This is a genomic window from Streptomyces sp. MMG1533 (genome assembly GCF_001279775.1).
Taxonomy (GTDB): Bacteria; Actinomycetota; Actinomycetes; order Streptomycetales; family Streptomycetaceae; genus Streptomyces.
In genome coordinates, this window is the sequence record NZ_LGDG01000239.1 from 1 (window position 1) to 19,927 (window position 19,927).

The following is a 19,927-nucleotide window of genomic DNA, read 5'->3' on the forward strand; positions in this document are numbered from 1 at the left end:
CACCCGCCCACCACCCGCCCGTTCCACCACACCGTCGGCCCCACGTTGCCGCTGTAGTCGAACAACGCGGCCCGCAACTCCGGCGCCAGATACCAGTCCCGCTGCTGCCAGCCCATCGCCGTCGGATCGAGCGCCGGCAGCAGCGCGGCCCACGGCTCGGCCGGCTCCGCCACCGGGCCGACGTCGTCGTCGACGACGTACCCCACACCTTCCTCCAGGGACACCGACCGCGCCCCGATCGCCGCCAACGCCCGGCGGACGTCCGTCACTTTCCACCCGGTCCACCACTTCAGGTCGGCCTCCGTGGCCGGGCCGCACGCGGCGAGCCAGCGTCCGAGCAGGGATGCCTGGGCCTGCGCCGCGTCCAGTTCGGGATGTGCGGGGGCCACCGCCCAGCGGAACTGGCTGGACGTCCAGGAGCCGAGCGGCCGGCCCCGGACGACCTTGCCCTCGACGCCCAGCACCCTCAGCAGACGGGTCGAGACGGTGTGGACGCCCTCGTAGCTCTTCCCGGCCGCGTACACGAACTGCTCCCGCAGCCGCGGCTCGTCCTCGGCGAGCTCCGCCGCCGTCGCCTGCCCCCGCCTCGCCAGCGCGGCCAGCGCCGACTCCTCGGCCTCCTTCAGCCAGGCCGGGTCCGGCGCACCGGCCTTCGCCATGTCCCTCAGCAGCGCGGCCCGCTCCCGCGCGGCGACCGTGAGGCCGGTCGAGGCGTGCACGACCGCGGTGAGGTCCGTCGGGAACACGAAGACCGTGTGCCGCATGCCGTGCATACGGACCAGCGTGCGGTCCTCGTACAGCGCCCGGCCGGTCTCCGGCACGGTCCTCGCCGGGTCCGCGAGCCGCGCGCCCACGGCCAGGTACACCGTCGCGGGGTCCGTGCCGTGCAGGGCGACCAGGGAGTCGGCGACATCCTCGGGACTCGCCGCCCGTGCCGCCCCGGCCAGCCGGTGCCGCAGCGCGAGCCGCGCCCGCCGCTCCGCCACGCCGATGTACCGCTCCTCGTCACCCATACCGGCCTCCGCCCGTCACGTCACCGTGAGGGCATCCTCCCGGAGGCCACTGACAATCGGGCGGCACGGACCGCCGGGGGACGTCACCCGTTCGCCGTACCCGGCATGCGTACGCCCCGCCCCCGGCCTTCACTGCGATCAGGAAGCGACGGAAGCCAGGGAGCCAGGAATCCAGGAATCCAGGAATCCGGGGAGCCAGGAACCCAGGAAGCCTGGGAACCAGGGAGGCGCGATGCAGAGGTCCGGCACATGACCGCCCCCGACGACCCCTCCCACCGCGCCGACCCCGCCTGCCGCACCGCCCAGGGCAAGGCCGCCCGCAAACGCGTCCCCCGCTCCGCGCACGCCCACTGGACCCCCTCCGTCGACCGCCCCGACCCGGTCGGAGTACTGGAGCGGCAGGGCCGCGACCGCCTGCCCGAGCTGCTCCCGGTCCGGTACGGCCGCATGGCCGCCTCCCCCTTCGCCTTCCTGCGCGGTGCGGCCGCCGTCATGGCCGCCGATCTGGCCGCCCAGCCGCACACCGGCCTCACCGTGCAGCTCTGCGGCGACGCCCACCTGCTCAACTTCGGCCTGTACGCCTCCCCGGAACGCGCCCTGCTCTTCGACCTCAACGACTTCGACGAGACCTTCCCCGGCCCCTTCGAATGGGACGTCAAGCGCCTGGCTGCCAGCGTCGCCGTCGCCGCCCGCGAGAACGGGCACAGCGAGGCCCGGACCCACCGCGCGGCCCTGGAGGCCACCGCCGCCTACCGCGCCGTCATGCACCGCCTGGCCCCGAAGGGCGAACTCGACGTCTGGTACGAGCGCCTCGACGCCGACAGCCTGCTGCCCCTCCTCCGCTCCGCCCGTCACCGCCGACGCGCCGAGTCCAGCCTCACCCGCGCCCGCCGCCGCACCAGCCTCCAGGCCCTCGGCAAGCTCACGGAGATCGTCGACGGACGCCGGCGCCTCATCCACGACCCGCCGCTGCTCGAACCCGCCGGGGTCCCCGACATGGCCGCCCTGCGCAAGATCTTCAGCGACTACCGTTCCACCCTCGCCGAGGAGCGCCGCCTGCTCCTGGACCGCTACCGCTTCGTCGACGCCGCCCGCAAGGTCGTCGGCGTCGGCAGCGTCGGCATGCGCTGCTTCATCGTGCTGCTCGCCGGCCGGGATGCGGACGACCCGCTGTTCCTGCAGATCAAGGAGGCGCGGAAGTCCGTACTGGAGGAGCACCTGCCGCACGGGCCGTACGACCATGCCGGGCACCGGGTCGTCGCCGGGCAGCGGCTGCTCCAGGCCGCCGGTGACATCTTCCTGGGGTGGATGAGCGGGCCGCAGGGACGGGCGTTCTACTGGCGGCAACTGCGCGACATGAAGGGCTCCGCGGACGTCGCCGGGATGAGCCCCGCCGACCTCGTGGCGTACGCCAGGCTGTGCGGCACCGCGCTGGCCCGCGCGCACGCCCGGTCCGGCGACCGCATCGCGATCGCCGGATACCTGGGCGGCGCGGACACCTTCGAACGAGCCGTCGCCGACTTCGCCCTCGCCTACGCCGACCAGACCGCCCACGACCACGCGACCCTCGGCGCGGCCGTCGCGGCCGGCGTGGTGACCGCGGACCCGGGAGTCTGAGACGCGGTCGGACATCGGACACGGGGGGCGCGGTCAGGCGTACGCCTCCAGCAGGCCGCCCACGTACGCCTCCAACCGCCCGCCCAGCACCTGAGCCGTCAGATCCGTCCGCCCCAGCTCCCGCCAGGGACCCGCGAGCTTCGCCGCGTCGGGGGAGTAGCCGAGGGCGTCCAACAGCCGCCAGTACAGATGGTCGGGCCCGTCGGCGAGGCGGCGGCCGCCGTGCGCCTCGTAGCGCGCGCGGAAGCCGAGTCCGTACTCCGGGCCGTGCAGCAGGGCCAGGGCCGTCGAGCAGTGGGCGACGTCCAGGTCGGCGGGGCCCCACGACGTCTCGACCCAGTCGACGACTCCGCTGATCCGCAGCTCGTCGCCGCTCCCGTCGAACAGCACGTTCCCCGGGTGGAAGTCGCGGTGCAGGAAACAGCCCTCGTAGGCCGGGGGTTCGCGGCGGATCACGTCCACCGCCCGCTCCCACGGCGGCCCCGGCGGGGCGGCCACCCGCTCGGCCGACGTCCACGCCTGGTACGGGCGCGGCCGTTCGTCCGGTACGACCTCGTGGATCCGGACGAGTTGCGCAGCCAGGAGGTCCAGGCGCCGCTCCAGCTCGGCGGGGTCCTCCTCGTCGACCCGCACCCGGCCCGGGAGCAGTGACATCAACAGCGAAGGGTGGTCGCAGAGTTCGGCCGACGGGTCGACGGCGACCGGTCGTGCGGCCGGGATGCCCTCCTGTCCGGCGAGGAGCGCCAGGACGGACGCCTCGCGGGTCAGCAGCCCCGGGGCATGCAAGCGGAAGAAGGGCTTCACGAAGGTCCGCAGCACCAGCCCGGTGCCGTCGTCGAGGGTCAGGCGGCGCATCTGGGAGCTCCAACCGCCGGACAGGGGGCGGACGTCGCGGACCGAACGTCCCTCCGGGAGCTGCTTGGCCAGCCACGACCGGGTCGCCGCCCACCCCCGGGCGAGCACGGCCGACACGAACTCCCGCCGGTCCTCGGCGTGATCCCGGAGCCACATCCCCAACCGGTGGTCGGCGTCGGGCAGTTCGAAGCGGGTGAACTGCGCGCGGGCGCAGAGCGCGTCCTGCACGGCCTGAGTCACCTCCGGCGGGATCACCGCGTCCGTACCCGGCACCGCGAGCACCGCGCGGCCCTCGTACGTCCGCAGTACGTCGAGCGCGGGTGACTTCAGCCAGCTCCCCGGGGCACGGATGATCGTGCTGAAGGAACCGTCGCCCGGCCCGAACGGCACGTCCCACGCCTCGCCCGCGTACACGGCGGGCGCACACAGCGCCAGCGCCGTGACCCGGTCGCCGTAGTGCGCGGCGAGGTCCGCCACCGTGTGCCCGCTCATGCTGAACCCGACCAGGATCAGCGGCCTGCCCGCCGGGACGAACGCGTCGACGACCGCCACCGCCTGCTCGAAGCGTCGGCGCAGGCTCAACTCCCGCAGTGCGCCCGTGCTCTCGCCGTGTCCGGAGAAGTCGAAGGCGAGGCCGCGACAGCCGTGCGCCACGAACTCCGCCAGCAGCGGGAGCAGCCGCTCCTTGCTGCCGTTGCCCGCTCCGTGCAGCAGAACGACGGTGGCCCGGTCCGGACCACCGTCGTCACCGCCGTACACACCACTGAGGCGTTCACCGGCGTGCTCGTGTGTGAAGGAGATCAGCTCACTCATCTCCTCATTCACTCATGGGGCCGGGGATTCACCCATGGGGCCGGGGATTCACCCATGGGGCCCGGGCCGCCGTCCGCCGCCTCGATCGCAGACCGTGGCGCAGCACGCCTCGGAAAAAGAAGATGCACACCGAGTGATCGCCTCCCTACGCTGGACAGGCGTCGAGGAGCTGCCCACCACCGCGTCCCGCAGAACAGGCATCACCCCGCGGACTCGGGGCTACTCTCTACGCACCGACGGACGGCCGCCCACCCCCGGCGCCCCGTCGGGGCACCGATCACCGCTCGGACCAACCCACGCCCACGGAGGCCCGTCATGGGCACCATCGTCATATCCGGGACCGTCGTCCTGGTCGTTCTGGGATTCGGAAACCACATCTGGTGGCTCGCCGCCGTCGCCGTGCTCTTCCTGTACGTGCAGTACGGACGAGGCACGTCCTCGCCCCCGTCCCCGACGGGGGGATCCTCGGCGGGGCCCACGCCCGCGAGCTACCGCGCGTATCGCGACCGCCGTGACAAGCAGGCCAAGTGGGAGCGCCGCTACCGCCGCGAGCGCCCCTTCGAGTCCCGCCGTCAGGCGCGCGAGAAGAGCAAGTGAGACTGCTGGTGATCCTGGTGATCCTGGTGATCCCGGTGGCCCTCGGTCGTCGTCACAGACCGGGGGCGCCCCACACCGGGAACCAGCGGCTCAGGTCGGGCTCGATCCGCAGATCGTCACCCAGGGCCGCCTTCACCCGCAGCTCCAGTGCGTTGTCGCGCCGCTGCCCCTCACCGGGCAGCGGCGCGAACGGGTAGAAGGTGCCCCGCTTGTAGAGGTAGACCATCGCCAGGGACCGGCCCTCCGGATCCCGGAACCCGGCCAGCGAGCACAGCAGTTGCGGCCCGAAGCCGTTGACCTCCATCGAACTGTTCACCGCGTGCAGGTCGTTGACCAGGAACGACAGTTGGTCGGGAGTACGCTCCGACACCAGCCACGAATACCCGTAGCCGTCCCGCCGCAGCTCCACCGGCGGTCCGTCGCGGTCGGTGTCCGCGTCGAGCAGGGCCTGCACCTCGCGGTGCGTCTGCTCGAAGGCCGCGCCCTCCACCGTGGCGAAGCACACCGCACCCCGCCCGGTCGGGGTGAAGGAGGCGGCCGCCTCCAGCGTCACCGCCGCCGACGGCAGCGCGAAGAGCTGGTCGAGATCGGGAGCGACCGGCTTCGTACGGCCGAGCAGGATGTCCAGCAGCCCCATCCTCAGCCCGCCCTCCCCGGGGTCGCCGCCTCGCCCAGCTCACCGGAGATCCGCCCCAGCTGCTCCAACCTCTGCTCCAGACTCGGGTGGGTCGAGAAGATCCGCGCCACACCGGGCTCGGCACCCAGCGCCGGGGTGAAGTAGAAGGCGTTGAACGCCTGGGCCGTGCGCAGGTCCTTGGAGGGGATCCGGGCGATGTCGCCGGTGACCTTGGTGAGCGCGGACGCCAGCGCCGAGGGCCGGCCGGTGAGCAGTGCCGCCGCCCGGTCGGCCGCCAGCTCCCGGTACCGGGACAGGGCCCTGATCAGCAGGAAGCTGATCGCGTACACGGCTGCCGACACCCCCATCACGGCGGCGAAGACGACGGCGGTGTTCTGGTCCCGGCGCCCGCCGCCGAACAGCTGCGAGTAGAAGGCGAACCGCACGATCAGCCCCGCGATCACGCCGAGGAACGACGCGATGGTGATCACGGCGACGTCCTTGTGCGCCACGTGCGACAGCTCGTGCGCCAGCACGCCCTCCAGCTCCGCGGGGTCCAGCCGCCGCAGCAGTCCGGTGGTCACGCAGACGACGGCGTTGTCGGCGTTGCGCCCGGTCGCGAACGCGTTCGGCATGTCCATCTCCGACACGGCGACCACGGGCTTGGGCATGTCCGCGAGGGCACACAGCCGGTCGACGACGGCGTGCAGCTCGGGATACTCCTCCCGCTGAACGACCCGCCCGCGCATCGCGAACAGTGCGATCCGGTCGGAGAACCAGTACTGCGCGCCGAGCATCGCCGCCGCGACGACCACGACCAGCACCCACGACTTCAACAGCACGACCAGTGCCGCGACGAAGGCCACGTACAGCAGCCCGAGTAGAAACATCGTGACCGTCATCCGTACGGTCAACCGCCGGTCGCTCCGGAAGCGGCTCTGCATCTCGCATCACACCCCGCAGTCAGGCACTCGCCCCACAACCAGTGTGCACCCGGCCTCCCCCATGAAGCGGTCGCGATCAGCCCTAGGGGCAGCAAAGGCTCAGCCCCCGATCCCGGCCTCCAACTTCCGCCTGCTCAGCACGTACTCGCTGAACAGATGCCGCCCCCGGTCGAGCAGTGCGCCCACCTCCGCCGACCCGCTCGGCACGTCCGCCGTCGGATGCCAGCCCTGTACGGACTGCCCGGCCCAGTGCCGCAGCCGGACGTCCGGATCGTCGAGCAGAGCGACCGCCGCCCGCAGCCGCACCAGACCGCCCCGCGCGTCCAGCAGCCGGAACGCGGCCACCCGCACATGCCGGGGCCGCCCCGCCGCCAGCCGCTCCATCAACCCATCGGCGTCCAGCGACCGCGCGAAGGGCAACAGCGCCAGCGTCGCCTCCCGCACGACCCGGGGCTCAGGATCGTCGAGCAACGCCCGCAGCGGCCGTACGTCCGTCACGTCCAGCGCCCGCAACCCGGCCACCGCCCGCGCCCGCACCCCGGGCGCGGTGGGGGCGCCCCTGCTCGAGCGGAGCCGAGAGCTCGGGGGGAGGTCCAGCAGCGCCCACAGCGAATCGGCGTCCGCCCGTTCCCCGCACTCAGCCAGCCCGGCGACCGCACCGGGCGGCAGCGCCGGGTCGCCCGGCACGGCACACCGGCGCCGGTACCAGATCAGCGGATCGCCCCCTGACTGCCGTACGACATACCGCGCACAGGCCCGCACCAGCCCCGACCGGTCGGCGAGAAACCTCTCCGCCAGGTCGGGCCGCCCGGCCCGCCGCAGCGCGGTCACCCCGGCCGACCGCACGCGCGGCCCGCGCGCGGTGAGCAGCGGTTCGAGCACGTCGTCGTACCCACCGTCCTCCGATACGGCGGCCAGGGCGGCCTCGGCGCACAGGTCCTGGACGACGGGGTCGGTGTCGCGGGCGGCGGCGCGGGCCAGCTCGGCGGGGGAGAGGTGCCCCTCGTCGACGGTGAGGCGGTACGCGAACCGGCGTACGGCCCGGTCGGGGTGGGTGAGGAGCGACGCGAGGCGTTCGAGGGGCGCCCGGCGCAGGACCTCGTCGAGCAGGTCGACGCCGAAGGCGCCCCGGTCGCGGCGGCCGACGAGCAGGATCAGCGGCGCGAGTGTGACGGCGGTGTCCACGTCGTCGAGGACCGCGCGCAGCACCTCGCGGGCACGCTCGCGCACGGGAGGCACCCAGTCGGTGGTGCGGACGACGACCAGCGGCCACAGGGCGGGGTGGCCGACGGCCGGTTCGAGGGCCGTCTCGCGCACCCGGCCGTCGCGGTGGCACAGGGCCAGCGCGAGCCGGGGCTCGGCGGGTGCGCCGGTGCGCCGGAGCGCGGAGAGCCGCGCGGGTCGGCCTGCGATCTCGGCGCGGGTCGGGAGCAGATCCGGCCGGAGCCAGGATCGGGTCCCGGCGTCCAGCGCGACCCAGGCCCTCGGGTCCCCGACGTCGAGCACGTCCCGCACCGACGCTCCCTCGGCGAGCCGCCCCGCCGCAACCCCGCCGCCCCGGATGTCCTCGCGCATCCCTAGTACGGCGTCCGGAAGTCGGCGTACCCCAGCAGCAGGATGATCGCCGCCACACTGCCGAGCACGATCGCCGTCGACACCCACGACGACCGGCGCGGCCCGGCCGGATCGGGGTCGGCGCGGAACGGCTGCGGCTCGGGCGGGTTCTCCTTCCAGCGGGCGGCCAGCATCCGGGCCCGCGCGGAGGGCTCCTTGTGCTCGGCGTTGTCGGCCCACTTGAGGTCGAACTCCCGCTCGGCGTCGTCCTGTTCGGGCATCCCCGTAACCCCCGTCATCACTCTCGAACAGTTGTGCCGGACACCATACGGCGACGCCCCCGCCCTGAGAAAACAGGAGCGGGGGCGCAGCCGAAGGGCCTACGGGCCGATCACACGTCGAAGTAGAGCTCGAACTCGTGCGGGTGCGGACGCAGCTGCAGCGGCGCGATCTCGTTGGCGCGCTTGAAGTCGATCCACGTCTCGATCAGGTCCGGCGTGAAGACGTCGCCCTGGAGGAGGAACTCGTGGTCGGCCTCGAGGCGGTCGAGGACGGCCGGGAGGGAGGTCGGGACCTGCGCCACGCTCGCGTGCTCCTCGGGAGCCAGCTCGTACAGGTCCTTGTCGATCGGCTCGGCCGGCTCGATCTTGTTCTTGATGCCGTCCAGGCCCGCGAGCAGCAGGGCGGAGAACGCCAGGTACGGGTTGCCGGAGGAGTCGGGCGCACGGAACTCGACGCGCTTGGCCTTCGGGTTGGAGCCCGTGATCGGGATACGCATGGCCGCGGAGCGGTTGCGCTGCGAGTACACCAGGTTGATCGGCGCCTCGAAGCCCGGCACCAGACGGTGGTACGAGTTCACCGTCGGGTTGGTGAAGGCGAGCAGCGACGGGGCGTGCTTGAGGATGCCGCCGATGTAGAAGCGGGCGGTGTCCGACAGGCCCGCGTAACCGGCCTCGTCGTAGAACAGCGGGGAGCCGTTGGTCCACAGCGACTGGTGGACGTGCATGCCCGAGCCGTTGTCGCCGAAGATCGGCTTCGGCATGAAGGTCGCGGTCTTGCCGTTGCGCCAGGCCACGTTCTTCACGATGTACTTGAAGAGCTGCAGGTCGTCGGCCGCGGCGAGCAGCGTGTTGAACTTGTAGTTGATCTCGGCCTGGCCGGCGGTGCCCACCTCGTGGTGCTGACGCTCGACCTGGAGGCCGGAGGCGGCCAGCTCCAGGGAGATCTCCGCACGCAGGTCGGCGAAGTGGTCGACCGGCGGGGTCGGGAAGTAGCCGCCCTTGTAGCGGACCTTGTAACCACGGTTGTCCTCGAGGGCGCCGGTGTTCCAGGCGCCCGCCTCGGAGTCGATGTGGTAGAAGGACTCGTTCGCGCTGGTCGCGAAGCGGACCGAGTCGAAGACGTAGAACTCGGCCTCGGGCCCGAAGTACGCGGTGTCCGCGATACCGGTCGACGCCAGGTACGCCTCGGCCTTCTTCGCCACGTTGCGCGGGTCACGGCTGTACTGCTCGCCGGTGATCGGGTCGTGGATGAAGAAGTTGATGTTCAGCGTCTTGTCGCGGCGGAAGGGGTCGACCCGGGCGGTCGACAGGTCCGCGCGCAGCGCCATGTCGGACTCGTGAATGGCCTGGAAGCCGCGGATCGACGAGCCGTCGAAGGCGAGCTCGTCGTCCGGGTCGAACGCCTCGACGGGCAGCGTGAAGTGCTGCATGACGCCCGGCAGGTCGCAGAAGCGGACGTCGACGAACTTGACGCCCTCGTCCGCGATGAACTTCTTGGCCTCGTCGGCGTTCTGGAACATCCAGCTCCTCCTACTCCCGACGGTCGTGCCGGGGTGGTAGTTCGTTCGTGCGGCCAGTGCGGTGGCACACGCTGTCGTCGACCCTAGGTACGGGTGATTTCTCGGGCGTGACCCATTTGTTTCGCACAAGTTAACCGGACATCGTGGCGCCCACCCCACCTGTCCGTATCGCGAAACGCGCACAGTACCGTGGACGGGTGGACAACAGGCATGCAATCGGATCGTGGCTTTCCGGACCGCGCGCGGCCGCGGAAGAAGCCGGTGTCGACTTCGGATACCGCGGCGAGCAGCTCGGTCTGCCGGAGGAGGGACCGGGCTCGATCGCCCGCCCCGGCCGGCGCCTCGCCGCCATCGCCGTCGACTGGGGCCTGTGCCTCTTGATCGCATACGGTCTCATCACGCACGGCTACGACCAGGCGACCAGCAACTGGGCCCTCCTCGTCTTCTTCCTGCTCGGCGCCCTCACCGTCGGCACGGTCGGCTTCACTCCCGGTAAGCGCCTCTTCGGACTGCGCGTGGTCGCCCTCGACACCGGCCGCGTCAGCCCCACCCGTGCTCTGCTCCGCACCGTCCTGCTCTGCCTCGCCGTCCCCGCCCTGATCTGGGACCGCGACGGCCGGGGCCTGCACGACAGGCTGGCCCGCACGGTCGAGGTCCGCAACTAGGTCCGCATCCAGGTCCGCACGACGAAGGGGGCGCCCGGAGTGATCCGGGCGCCCCCTTCATGTTTCGTGTTCGAGGGAGTCAGCGGGCCTTCGGCCCGCCCTTCGGGAGCTTCATGCCCTTCGGCATCGGCCCCTTCGGCAGCGGCATGTTGCTCATCAGGTCGCCCAGGGCGCGCAGCCGGTCGTTGGTGGCCGTCACCTGCGGGCCGGTCAGCACGCGCGGCAGCTTCAGCATGGTCGTGCGCAGCTTCTTCAGCTCGACCTGGCCCTCGCCCGTGCCCACCATCAGGTCGTGCACCGGCACGTCCGCGACGATGCGGTTCATCTTCTTCTTCTCGGCGGCCAGCAGGCTCTTGACCCGGTTCGGGTTGCCCTCGGCGACCAGGACGATGCCGGCCTTGCCGACGGCCCGGTGCACCACGTCCTGGCTGCGGTTCATCGCCACCGCGGGGGTGGTCGTCCAGCCCCGGCCGACATTGTCGAGTACCGCCGCGGCTGCGCCCGGCTGGCCCTCCATCTGCCCGAAGGCCGCTCGCTCGGCCCGGCGCCCGAATACGATCGCCGACGCGAGGAAGGCGAGCAGGAGGCCCAGAATGCCGAGATAGATGGGGTGACCGATCAAGAAACCGATCGCGAGGAAGGCACCGAAGGTGACGATTCCTACAGCCGCGAGTACAAGACCGATCTTCTTGTCGGCCTTGCGGGTCATCTTGTAGGTCAGAGCGATCTGCTTGAGTCGCCCGGGATTCGCAGCGTCCGCTGCCGTGTCCTTCCTCGCCATGGCACGAAGTCTACGTGTCCCCGGGAGCGCCGACGACGGCAGTGTCCGCAGGAGGGCGGGAGGAGGGGTCAGGGACGTCCGGTGAACGTCTGCTCCAGGACGCGCTGGGCCTCGACCCGGTCCTTCGCGCGGCGGCGGTCCTCCAGGACGGAGGTCCAGGCGTTGCGGCGGGCGGTGCGCTGGCCACTGCTCATGAGCAGGGATTCGACGGCGCGGAGTGCGTCGGTGAACGTCGGGATTGCTGTGGCGCGTACGGGCGCGGCCTGCATGATGGAGGTCCCCCCTCGATACCGCTGCGGGTATGGGTGTACGTGGTGTGAGTCCAGCGTCACTGATTGGTGTTACCAGGGCGTGACCGACCGGTCAAACGCCAATGAAGCCTTGATGCGGGGCTCTCAAACGCGGACGCGGCCCTGACGTATGCCCTCATCAGCGAGGACGGTCAGAACCGCGTCGTATCGGTCACTACTGGCGAGTAGCCTCTTGTGCGCGAATTCACACGCTTGCGTCACTCCGTGCCGGGCAAGGAGGGTGACGGAGTGTCAGACGGCCTGCGAGGCGATGTAGGAACCACGCTTCTCCACGGCCATCTGGTACAGCCGCCCGGCACGGTACGAGGAACGCACCAGCGGGCCGGACATCACACCGGAGAAGCCGATCTGCTCGGCCTCGTCCTTCAGCTCCACGAACTCGTGCGGCTTGACCCAGCGCTCCACGGGGTGGTGGCGCACGGACGGGCGCAGGTACTGCGTGATGGTGACCAGCTCGCAGCCCGCGTCGTGCAGCTGCTTGAGCGCCTCGCTGACCTCCTCGCGGGTCTCGCCCATGCCGAGGATCAGGTTCGACTTGGTGACCAGACCGTAGTCGCGGGCGTCGGTGATGACCTTCAGCGAGCGCTCGTAGCGGAAGCCGGGGCGGATGCGCTTGAAGATGCGGGGGACCGTCTCGACGTTGTGCGCGAAGACCTCGGGGCGGGAGGCGAAGACCTCGTCCAGGAGCTCCGGTACGGCGTTGAAGTCCGGGGCGAGGAGCTCCACCTTGGTGCGGCCGGCCTCGCGGGAGGCGGTCTGCTCGTGGATCTGGCGGACCGTCTCGGCGTAGAGCCAGGCGCCGCCGTCCTCCAGGTCGTCGCGGGCGACGCCGGTGATCGTGGCGTAGTTCAGGTCCATGGTGACCACGGACTCGCCCACGCGCCGGGGCTCGTCCCGGTCGAGCGCCTCGGGCTTGCCGGTGTCGATCTGGCAGAAGTCGCAGCGCCGGGTGCACTGGTCGCCGCCGATGAGGAAGGTGGCCTCACGGTCTTCCCAGCACTCGTAGATGTTGGGGCAGCCGGCTTCCTGGCAGACGGTGTGCAGGCCCTCGCTCTTCACGAGGTTCTGCATCTTGGTGTACTCGGGACCCATTTTCGCCCGGGTCTTGATCCACTCGGGCTTGCGCTCGATGGGGGTCTGGCTGTTGCGGACCTCCAGGCGCAGCATCTTGCGTCCGTCGGGTGCGACTGCGGACACATCGGCTCCCTGTAGCTTCGATTCTTCGGCGTACACCAGGGTACGCCCGTGCGTTTTCGGTCCCCGGGGTGGGCAACCTTGCGGAACTGTGGTGCATTCCCCGCACCCGGCGCGGGTGAGGGCGTGTGCCCTCGCCCTGTGGCGCACCTCTCGACCCACTGAGTCGGGGGTGGGTGGGCACAGGCCGGGGGTCGAGGGGGCGGAGCCCCCTGGCGGGGTCGAAGGGGCGGAGCCCCTGGGGACGGGGCGGGACGGGGCGGGAACGGGCGGCGGGGGCGAGGAAACCATGCCCCCGCCGCAGCGCTACGCCGTGGCCCGCTCGACCTCCCGCGGCTTCAACTCCGCGTTCTCCAGCACATCCAGAAGGTGCCGCTCCACCACGGGCAGCACCTCCTCGATCGTCACATCACGCCCGAGCTCGTTCGCGAGGGAGGCGACCCCCGCGTCCCGGATCCCGCACGGGATGATGCGGTCGAACCACCGGTTGTCGGGGTTCACGTTCAGGGCGAAGCCGTGCATCGTGACGCCCTTGGCCACCCGGATGCCGATCGCCGCGATCTTGCGGTCCTCGCGGCGCTGGCCGGCGTTGGAGGGGGCGTACTCCGGGCCGTTCATGCGCGGGTCGAACTCCTCGTCCTGCAGACGCGGGTCGAAGTCCAGGGACAGCCCGCCGAGCGACGGCCGCTGCTCCACCGGGTCGCCCAGCACCCACACCCCGCTGCGGCCCTCGACCCGGGACGTCTCCAGGCCGAACTCCGCGCAGGTGCGGATCAGTGCCTCTTCCAGGCGCCGTACGTGCGCCACGACGTCCACCGGACGCGGGAGCTTCTGGATCGGGTAGCCGACCAGCTGGCCCGGGCCGTGCCAGGTGATCTTGCCGCCGCGGTCGACGTCGATGACGGGAGTGCCGTCGAGCGGCCGCTCACTGTCCGTTGTGCGCCGGCCGGCCGTGTAGACCGGGGGGTGCTCCAGAAGCAGCACGGTGTCGGCGATCTCGTCGGCGAACCGCGCCGCGTGCACCCGGCGCTGCTCGTCCCACGCCTCCTGGTACTCGACGGCGTCCGCACCGAATCCCATACGGACGAACCGCAACTCACTCACGGCAAGCGCCTCCCTAGAAGCCCTGGCGGGTCGTAAGGCACAAAGCGTGCCTACGCCACTGTACGACCGAGCCTCGCGCGTCAGCCGTGCGGTCAATCCTCACACGATCGGATGAACGCGCATCGAAGTGTGCGATCACCTGCTCACTCTCCGCTACATTCGCGCCGTCCACAGAGGCCATAAGGGCTGCTCACAGGCAATCCGGGCAACGCAGGCACCGCAGGCACGAAGCGGCCTCAGCGAGGCCCGAAGGCAGGAGACCGCACCGCAGATGACGGAACGACCCGCGCAGCGCACTCCCAACCGACAGCTCGCCGCGCTCATCGCAGAAGCGGGGTTCTCCAACGCGGGTCTCGCCCGTCGAGTGGACCAGCTCGGTCTCGAACACGGGCTCGACCTGAGATACGACAAGACGTCCGTGACCCGGTGGCTGCGCGGGCAGCAGCCCCGCGGCACCACCCCCGCCCTCATCGCCGAGGTCTTCACCCGCCGCCTCGGCCGCAGGCTCACCGCCCAGGATCTCGGGCTCGACGCCTGCGCCCCCGTCTACGCGGGCCTGGAGTTCGCCGCCACCCCCGAAGAGGCCGTCGACATCATCAGCGGGCTGTGGCGCAAGGACTCCGGCAGTCACGCCGAACTCCGCAAGATCGCGTTCACCCCGGCCGGACTGGTCGTCCCCAGCCGGGACTGGCTGATCGGCCGGGCCGACGACAGGGTGGCCCGCGGCGAGGCGCCGGCCCGCGTCCCCGCGCAGGGACGTGTGGGGGTACCCAGGCAGCGCGGCCAGACCGAGCGCGGCCCCGGCCAGAAGGTCACGGGTGGCGACATCTCCGCCCTCCGCTCGGTCGGCGAGCTGTTCCGCTCCCTCGACGACATGTACGGCGGCGGCCACGCCCGTCAGGCCCTCGTGCGCTACCTGGAGCACGAGTGCGAGCCGATGCTGCGCGGCACCTACGGCGAGCAGACCGGCCGCCGCCTGTTCGCCGCCGCCGCCGACCTCACGAGGCTCGCGGGCTGGACGTCGTACGACATCGCCGCGCACGGCCTCGCCCAGCGCTACTTCGTGCAGGCGCTACGGCTCGCGCAGGCGGCCGGGGACCGGGCGTACGGCTCCTACGTGCTGGTCACGATGAGCCGACAGGCCGTCTACCTCGGGCACGGCCGCGAGGCGGTGCAGCTGGCGCGGGTGGCCCAGCAAGGAGTGGGGACCAACGCCCCGCCCGCCGTACAGGCGCTGCTGCACGCGGTCGAGGCGCGCGGGCACGGGGTGCTCGGCGAGGTGCGCGCCTGCACCGGATCGCTGGTACGGGCCGAGCGCGCCCTGGAGGCGGCCCGGCCCGGCGACGACGTCCCGCACTGGGCCCGCTTCTTCGACGAGGCGCAGCTCGCCGACGAGTTCGGGCACTGCCACCGGGACCTCCAGCAGTTCCGCTCGGCCGCCCAACACGCCGAGCGCTCCCTGCAGCTGCGCGCCCCCTCCTACGCCCGCAGCCGTCTCTTCTGCCGCGTCGTCCTCGCCTCCGCCCGCCTCGGCCTCGGCGAACTCGACCAGGCCTGCGCGCACGGTGCGGAGGCCGCCGGCCAGGCCGCGGAGATGCGGTCGGTGCGGGCCGTCGAGTACGTACGGGACTTCGAGCGCAGGCTGGAGCCGTACAAGGACGCGGCACCGGTGCGAGGGTACCGGGACAAGGTGGCGGCTCTCGGTTAGGCGGCCCGGGCCCGGGGCGTCGGCAGCGGGTCCGCCGCGTGCATCGACCCCGCCGCCCCCAGATCCGCCAGGATCGCCGCCGATGCCCGGTGGCCCGAGTGCAGTGCGCCCTGGACGGTGCTGGTGTCGCGGTGGTCGCCGCACACGTACAGGCCGGCGAGCAGCCGCACCGGGCGGCGCAGATCGTGCGGTGGGCGCATCGCGGGGACCGCCTCGGCGGTGTGGTGGACGGCGAGGGTCTCCCAGCGGCGGGTGGAGGTGCCGTAGAGGCGGGACAGGTGCATGCGTACGGCGGTGTCCAGGTCGGACGGCGGTGGGCCGAGGACCGTCGAGGAGACGAGGGTGCGGCCCGCGGGGGCACGGGACGGGTCGACGCGGCTGATCACCGCGGTGTGCGCGACCGGGCCGCCCCGGTCCGCGTCGAGCAGCAGGGCCGCGCCCGTCGCCGGCGGCTCGTCCGCCGTGTGGTGGACCACCGTCACCGGGTGGAAGTCCGGTACCCGCAGGCCGGGCAGGAGCTCGGCGGCGGCGCGGGCGTCGGTCGCGATCAGGACGGCCCGGCAGCGGATCTCGCCGTGTTCGGCGGTCGTCACCGAGGTGGTGGAGATCGAGGTGACCCGGACGCCGGTGTGCACGGTGCCCGGCGGCAGTGTCTGGGCGAGCAGCTCCGGCAGCGCCTCGGCCCCGCCCTCCGGCACGCACAGCCGCCCGCCCGCGAACGCCCGCAGCGCGAGGTCCGCGCACCGGCTGGACGTGGTCAGCTCCGGGTCGCACAGCAGGGCCGCGAGCAGTGGACGCAGGAACCCGTCGATCGTGCGGGGCGGCACCCCGCGGGCGGCGAGCGCCTGCCCGGCAGGCAGTTCGGGACGGGCCAGGAGGCGCTCCACGGGGGTGTTCGCGATCCGGGACAGGGCGGCGCCGAGCCGGGCCTGGTCGACGGCGCTGCCGAGCGGGGCGGTTCCCCAGGGGCCCCGGGGAGCGCTGCGGCCGACACCGGTGACGGACGCCGGCCGGGCCTTGGGGGCGGCGCCCGGCCGGGTACCGCCCCGGCTCTTCGCCCCGGCGCCCGGCCAGGGAACCCCTCGGCCCTTCGCCCCGGCCCTCGACCGATCACCGTCCCGGCTCTCGGCCCCCGCGCCCGGCCAGGGAACCCCTCGGCTCTTCGCGCCGGCGCCCGGCCGGGTACCGCCCCGGCCCTTCGCCCCGGTGCCCGGCCAGAGAGCCCCCCGGCCCTTCGAGGCCGCGCCCGGCGCAGCAACCCCCCTCGACCCGGCGCCCGGCCGAGGCACCCCCCGGCCCCTCGCCGTGGAGGCCGACTCCGGATCCCCCCAGTCCCCGGACGCGGAGGAGCCCTGCCGCGGAACGCCCCGGCCCTTCGGTACGGAGGCCGGCCTGGGGGCGCTTGCCAGGGCGCGCACCGCGTGGAGTGCGCCCCGTGCGCCCCCGGCGTTGGGGGGCGGCCCGGCTTGGTGGTGGCGGCCGTCGCTGTGCAGCAGGACACCCGGTGCGAAGGGCCGCAGCACGAGCCCGTCGAGCCCTGGTGACAGCCGTAGTTCGGGATACGCCGTGGACAGCAGTTGTCCGATGCGGTCGAGTCGGAAGCCGTCGACCTTCTCGGTCGTCATCCGGCCGCCCACACACGGGGCGGCCTCCAGCACCGCGGTCGTCACTCCTGCGCTGGTCAGCCGATGCGCCGCGGACAGTCCGGCGACCCCGGCTCCCACGATCACGACGTCTGCCTGGTACGCGGGCTCAAGCACGTGCCCCTCCTCGAGGTTGCGCGGCCGGTGGAGACGTCATGCCCCCAACTGGCTCCGGGGATACCCGAGTTCGGATCGAGGGTAGGGCCGTGATCGGTCAGGGGCAGTCGCGCATCGACAGGGCACGGTCGCACGACGGTCGCATACGATCGCAAGAGTCACTTCGCCGCCCGGATCGCCTCCTCGATCTCCGGGAACGCGAAGGTGAAACCTGACTCCAACAGCCGCATCGGCAACACCCGTTGGCTGCCCAGCACGTCCCCGGCCATCTCGCCGAGCACGGCCCGCAGCACGGGCGCGGGCACCGTGAACACCGTCGGCCGGTGCAGCACGCGCCCCATCGCCGCGGTGATCTCACGGTTCGTCAGCGGCTGCGGGGCGGTGATGTTGAACGGCCCCGACAGACCGTCGGTGTCCATGAGGTGCCGGATAGCGGCCACCTCGTCGTGCAGCGAGACGAACGACCAGTACTGCCGCCCGTCACCCATCCGCCCGCCGAGCCCCGCCAGGAACAGCGGGAACAGCCGCCCCCACGCCCCGCCCTTCCGGGACACCACCAGTCCCGTTCGGGTGAACACCGTTCGCACGCCCGCCGCTTGGGCCGGTGCCGCGGCTCCCTCCCACTCCACGCACAGCTCGGGCAGGAAGCCCTCCCCGGGCGGCGCGTCCTCGTCGACGGGCCGGTCTCCGGTCTCGCCGTAGATGCCCATCGCGCTGCCGTTGACGAAGACCCGCGGCGGCCGGTCCAGGGAGGCGACGGCCTCGGCGAGGGTCGCCGTGCCCAGCACCCGGCTGGAGCGGATCCGCTCCTTGTAGGCGTCCGTCCAGCGGCGCGATCCCACGTTCGCCCCGGCCAGGTTGACCACGGCGTCGCACCCGGCGAGCCCGGCCGGGTCGACGTACTTCCGCTCGGGGTCCCAGCGCACCTCGTCCCGCGCCCTGGGCGTCCGGCGCACCAGACGCACCACCTCGTGCCCGTCGGCGGTCAGGGACCGCGCCAGGGCGCCGCCGATGAGACCGGACGCGCCGGCCACCGCGATTCGCGAACGTTCCATGAGGACCATCCTTGCTCAGTGGCCGCGGAAAACCCCTGCGGGGGCCTCGGACCGGCGTCGTAGGGTGACCGGATGCCGGTTCCGTACATACGCCAAGCCACCCCCGACGACGAGGAGACGCTGGGCCGCCTCGACCGCGACACCTGGTCGCCGCTGCATGCCGTTCAGCCCCGTCCGCAGCCGCCGTACGAGCCCTTCTACAGCGAGCGGTTCGGCCCGCGGGACCATCTGGTCGCGGAGCTCGGCGGCAACGTCGTCGGCTACGTCCGGCTGGGCTATCCGACCTCGCTCGCCTGCAACACCCACGTCCGCCAGATCCAGGGCCTCGCCGTCGCCGAGGAGGCGCGCGGCGCCGGGGTCGGCCGGGCGCTGCTGCGGGCCGTACAGGACGAGGCCCGGCAGCAGGGGGCGCGCCGGATCACCCTGCGCGTGCTCGGCCACAACACGCCGGCCCGCAAGCTCTACGAGTCCGAGGGCTTCGTCGTGGAGGGTGTGCTGCCCGAGGAGTTCTTCCTGGGCGGCACATACGTCGACGACGTGCTCATGGGCCGCAGTCTCTGATCCGGTCCGCCGAGGCGGTCGTACGCCGTCTGCGCGCCACCAGATACAGCGGGACCCCCGCCAGCGCGGCCGCCGTGGCGAATCCGGCGAGCACCCAGCCCTTGCCGCCGGAGTCCGGCGCCGGAGCCGCGGCGGTGAGGGCGAACAGGGGGACGAGGGCCAGGGCGACGGGTCGGAGTACGCCGAGAGCACGTGACATGGCTCAGAGGTACGCCCGGGAGTGCTCCGGCGAAGGGCATTGATCCGTACGAGGGCGACGCGAGGGGCGTGAGCCGGGGCGTGCCGGGTCCGTCACTCCGCCGGTGACCGCATCCCGCCCACCAGTTCCCGCAGGCACCGAACGGCCAGCTCCACGGGCGACCCCGGGCCGGTCAGGCCGGCGTCCGTGGCGGCCCAGACCTCCAGCGCCACCCGGAGGGCGTCCGTGGCCGCGGCGGCGGCCAGGCGGATCCTCAGTTCATCCGCGTCCGGGCCCGCCAGCCGCGTCAGTACGGGGAGCAGCTTCTCCTCGGACTCCTGGTTCACCCGGTACCAGACGGCACGCAGGGCAGGGTCGGCGGCGGCCGCCCGCAGCAGAGCCCGCGTCTGCCGGAGACCGTCGGCCGCGTGCTCGTCCGGGACGGCCAGCGCCTCCCGCATCGCCCGCTCCAGCGACTCCGGCAGGGCCGCGCCCGGCTCGGTCGCCGCGAGCAGGGCCCGCCAGCGGTCGCCGCCGGCCGCGAGCAGGGGGCCCACCGCGTCCTGCTTGTTGCGGAAGTAGCGGTAGAAGGTGCGCAGCGCGACCCCGGAGCGCTCGGCGATGTCCTCGGCGGTCGTGCCGCCCGGGCCGCGCTGGGTGAAGAGCTCGGCGGCGGCGCGCGCGATGTCCAGCTGGGTGGCCGCCTTGCGGCGCTCGGTCAGCGAGGGTGGCTTGGAGCTCACCCGCGGAAGCGTACGCCGAGGCGCTGCGAACGGCATGTCCTGGCAGTGCGGCAAAAC

The 19,927-nt window shown here is 72.5% G+C and carries 20 protein-coding genes; 5 read left to right on the forward strand and 15 right to left on the reverse strand.

Annotated elements, in window-relative coordinates:
* Window positions 1-1,013: winged helix DNA-binding domain-containing protein (locus tag ADK57_RS31450; protein ID WP_053753023.1), on the reverse strand; the 1,013-nt coding region annotated here is incomplete at its 3' end.
* A gap of 249 nt (window positions 1,014-1,262) precedes the next feature.
* Here ADK57_RS31450 and ADK57_RS31455 point away from each other — a divergent pair.
* The gene (locus ADK57_RS31455) at window positions 1,263-2,630 is read left to right on the forward strand and encodes a DUF2252 domain-containing protein (protein ID WP_053753024.1); all 1,368 of its coding nucleotides are present in this window, start codon (window positions 1,263-1,265) and stop codon (window positions 2,628-2,630) included.
* Window positions 2,631-2,663: 33 nt separating this feature from the next.
* On the opposite strand, the gene ADK57_RS31460 is transcribed toward ADK57_RS31455, so the two are convergent.
* Window positions 2,664-4,298, reverse strand: a complete 1,635-nt coding sequence (locus tag ADK57_RS31460) for an alpha/beta fold hydrolase (protein ID WP_053753025.1) — start codon at window positions 4,296-4,298, stop codon at window positions 2,664-2,666.
* 315 nt (window positions 4,299-4,613) lie between these two features.
* Between ADK57_RS31460 and ADK57_RS31465 the strand changes: the two genes are divergently transcribed.
* Window positions 4,614-4,895, forward strand: a complete 282-nt coding sequence (locus ADK57_RS31465) for a hypothetical protein (RefSeq protein WP_053753026.1) — start codon at window positions 4,614-4,616, stop codon at window positions 4,893-4,895.
* Between the two features lie 52 nt (window positions 4,896-4,947).
* Here the strand turns inward: ADK57_RS31465 and pspAB are convergent, their stop codons facing one another.
* From pspAB to glnA, 5 genes are all read right to left on the reverse strand, one after another.
* Window positions 4,948-5,532, reverse strand: a complete 585-nt coding sequence (gene pspAB, locus ADK57_RS31470) for a PspA-associated protein PspAB (protein ID WP_053753027.1) — start codon at window positions 5,530-5,532, stop codon at window positions 4,948-4,950.
* Between the two features lie 2 nt (window positions 5,533-5,534).
* On the reverse strand, window positions 5,535-6,455 hold the full coding sequence (gene htpX / locus ADK57_RS31475) for a zinc metalloprotease HtpX (protein WP_053753028.1): 921 nt from the start codon (window positions 6,453-6,455) through the stop codon (window positions 5,535-5,537).
* A 99-nt stretch (window positions 6,456-6,554) separates the two neighbouring features.
* Window positions 6,555-8,030 (reverse strand): hypothetical protein, encoded by a 1,476-nt coding sequence (locus ADK57_RS31480; RefSeq protein WP_053753029.1) that lies wholly within the window; start codon window positions 8,028-8,030, stop codon window positions 6,555-6,557.
* 2 nt (window positions 8,031-8,032) lie between these two features.
* Window positions 8,033-8,290, reverse strand: a complete 258-nt coding sequence (locus ADK57_RS31485; protein WP_053753030.1) for a hypothetical protein — start codon at window positions 8,288-8,290, stop codon at window positions 8,033-8,035.
* 110 nt (window positions 8,291-8,400) lie between these two features.
* Window positions 8,401-9,810, reverse strand: a complete 1,410-nt coding sequence (glnA, locus tag ADK57_RS31490; RefSeq protein WP_053753031.1) for a type I glutamate--ammonia ligase — start codon at window positions 9,808-9,810, stop codon at window positions 8,401-8,403.
* A gap of 197 nt (window positions 9,811-10,007) precedes the next feature.
* Between glnA and ADK57_RS31495 the strand changes: the two genes are divergently transcribed.
* Complete coding sequence (locus ADK57_RS31495; RefSeq protein ID WP_053753032.1) at window positions 10,008-10,475, forward strand: RDD family protein; 468 nt, start codon at window positions 10,008-10,010, stop codon at window positions 10,473-10,475.
* A 79-nt stretch (window positions 10,476-10,554) separates the two neighbouring features.
* Here ADK57_RS31495 and ADK57_RS31500 read toward each other — a convergent pair whose 3' ends face one another.
* The 4 genes from ADK57_RS31500 to lipB all read right to left on the reverse strand — a co-directional run bounded on the left by ADK57_RS31500 (window position 10,555) and on the right by lipB (window position 13,949).
* Window positions 10,555-11,256: a DUF4191 domain-containing protein gene (locus ADK57_RS31500; RefSeq protein WP_053753033.1), complete on the reverse strand. Its 702-nt coding sequence runs from the start codon at window positions 11,254-11,256 to the stop codon at window positions 10,555-10,557.
* Between the two features lie 68 nt (window positions 11,257-11,324).
* Window positions 11,325-11,525 (reverse strand): hypothetical protein, encoded by a 201-nt coding sequence (locus ADK57_RS31505; protein WP_053753034.1) that lies wholly within the window; start codon window positions 11,523-11,525, stop codon window positions 11,325-11,327.
* A gap of 273 nt (window positions 11,526-11,798) precedes the next feature.
* Complete coding sequence (lipA, locus tag ADK57_RS31510) at window positions 11,799-12,764, reverse strand: lipoyl synthase (protein WP_053753035.1); 966 nt, start codon at window positions 12,762-12,764, stop codon at window positions 11,799-11,801.
* 303 nt (window positions 12,765-13,067) lie between these two features.
* Window positions 13,068-13,949 (reverse strand): lipoyl(octanoyl) transferase LipB, encoded by an 882-nt coding sequence (gene lipB / locus ADK57_RS31515; protein ID WP_078973448.1) that lies wholly within the window; start codon window positions 13,947-13,949, stop codon window positions 13,068-13,070.
* Between the two features lie 187 nt (window positions 13,950-14,136).
* Between lipB and ADK57_RS31520 the strand changes: the two genes are divergently transcribed.
* A complete protein-coding gene (locus ADK57_RS31520; protein WP_053753037.1) occupies window positions 14,137-15,573 on the forward strand; it encodes a hypothetical protein in 1,437 nt (478 codons plus the stop codon).
* On the opposite strand, the gene ADK57_RS31525 is transcribed toward ADK57_RS31520, so the two are convergent.
* Entirely contained in the window at window positions 15,570-17,333 is a 1,764-nt protein-coding gene (locus tag ADK57_RS31525) for an FAD-dependent oxidoreductase (protein ID WP_053753038.1), read from the reverse strand. The two genes, ADK57_RS31520 and ADK57_RS31525, sit on opposite strands and share 4 nt — an antisense overlap.
* A 158-nt stretch (window positions 17,334-17,491) precedes the next feature.
* Window positions 17,492-18,388, reverse strand: coding sequence for a TIGR01777 family oxidoreductase (locus ADK57_RS31530; protein ID WP_053753076.1), 897 nt, complete (start codon window positions 18,386-18,388; stop codon window positions 17,492-17,494).
* A 72-nt stretch (window positions 18,389-18,460) separates the two neighbouring features.
* On the opposite strand from ADK57_RS31530, the gene ADK57_RS31535 reads away from it, so the two are divergent.
* Window positions 18,461-18,949 (forward strand): GNAT family N-acetyltransferase, encoded by a 489-nt coding sequence (locus tag ADK57_RS31535; RefSeq protein ID WP_053753039.1) that lies wholly within the window; start codon window positions 18,461-18,463, stop codon window positions 18,947-18,949.
* Here ADK57_RS31535 and ADK57_RS51540 read toward each other — a convergent pair.
* Entirely contained in the window at window positions 18,930-19,148 is a 219-nt protein-coding gene (locus ADK57_RS51540) for a hypothetical protein (protein ID WP_053753040.1), read from the reverse strand. The two genes, ADK57_RS31535 and ADK57_RS51540, sit on opposite strands and share 20 nt — an antisense overlap.
* 92 nt (window positions 19,149-19,240) lie before the next feature.
* A complete protein-coding gene (locus tag ADK57_RS31545) occupies window positions 19,241-19,870 on the reverse strand; it encodes a TetR family transcriptional regulator (protein WP_234390470.1) in 630 nt (209 codons plus the stop codon).
* Window positions 19,871-19,927: the final 57 nt, after the last annotated feature.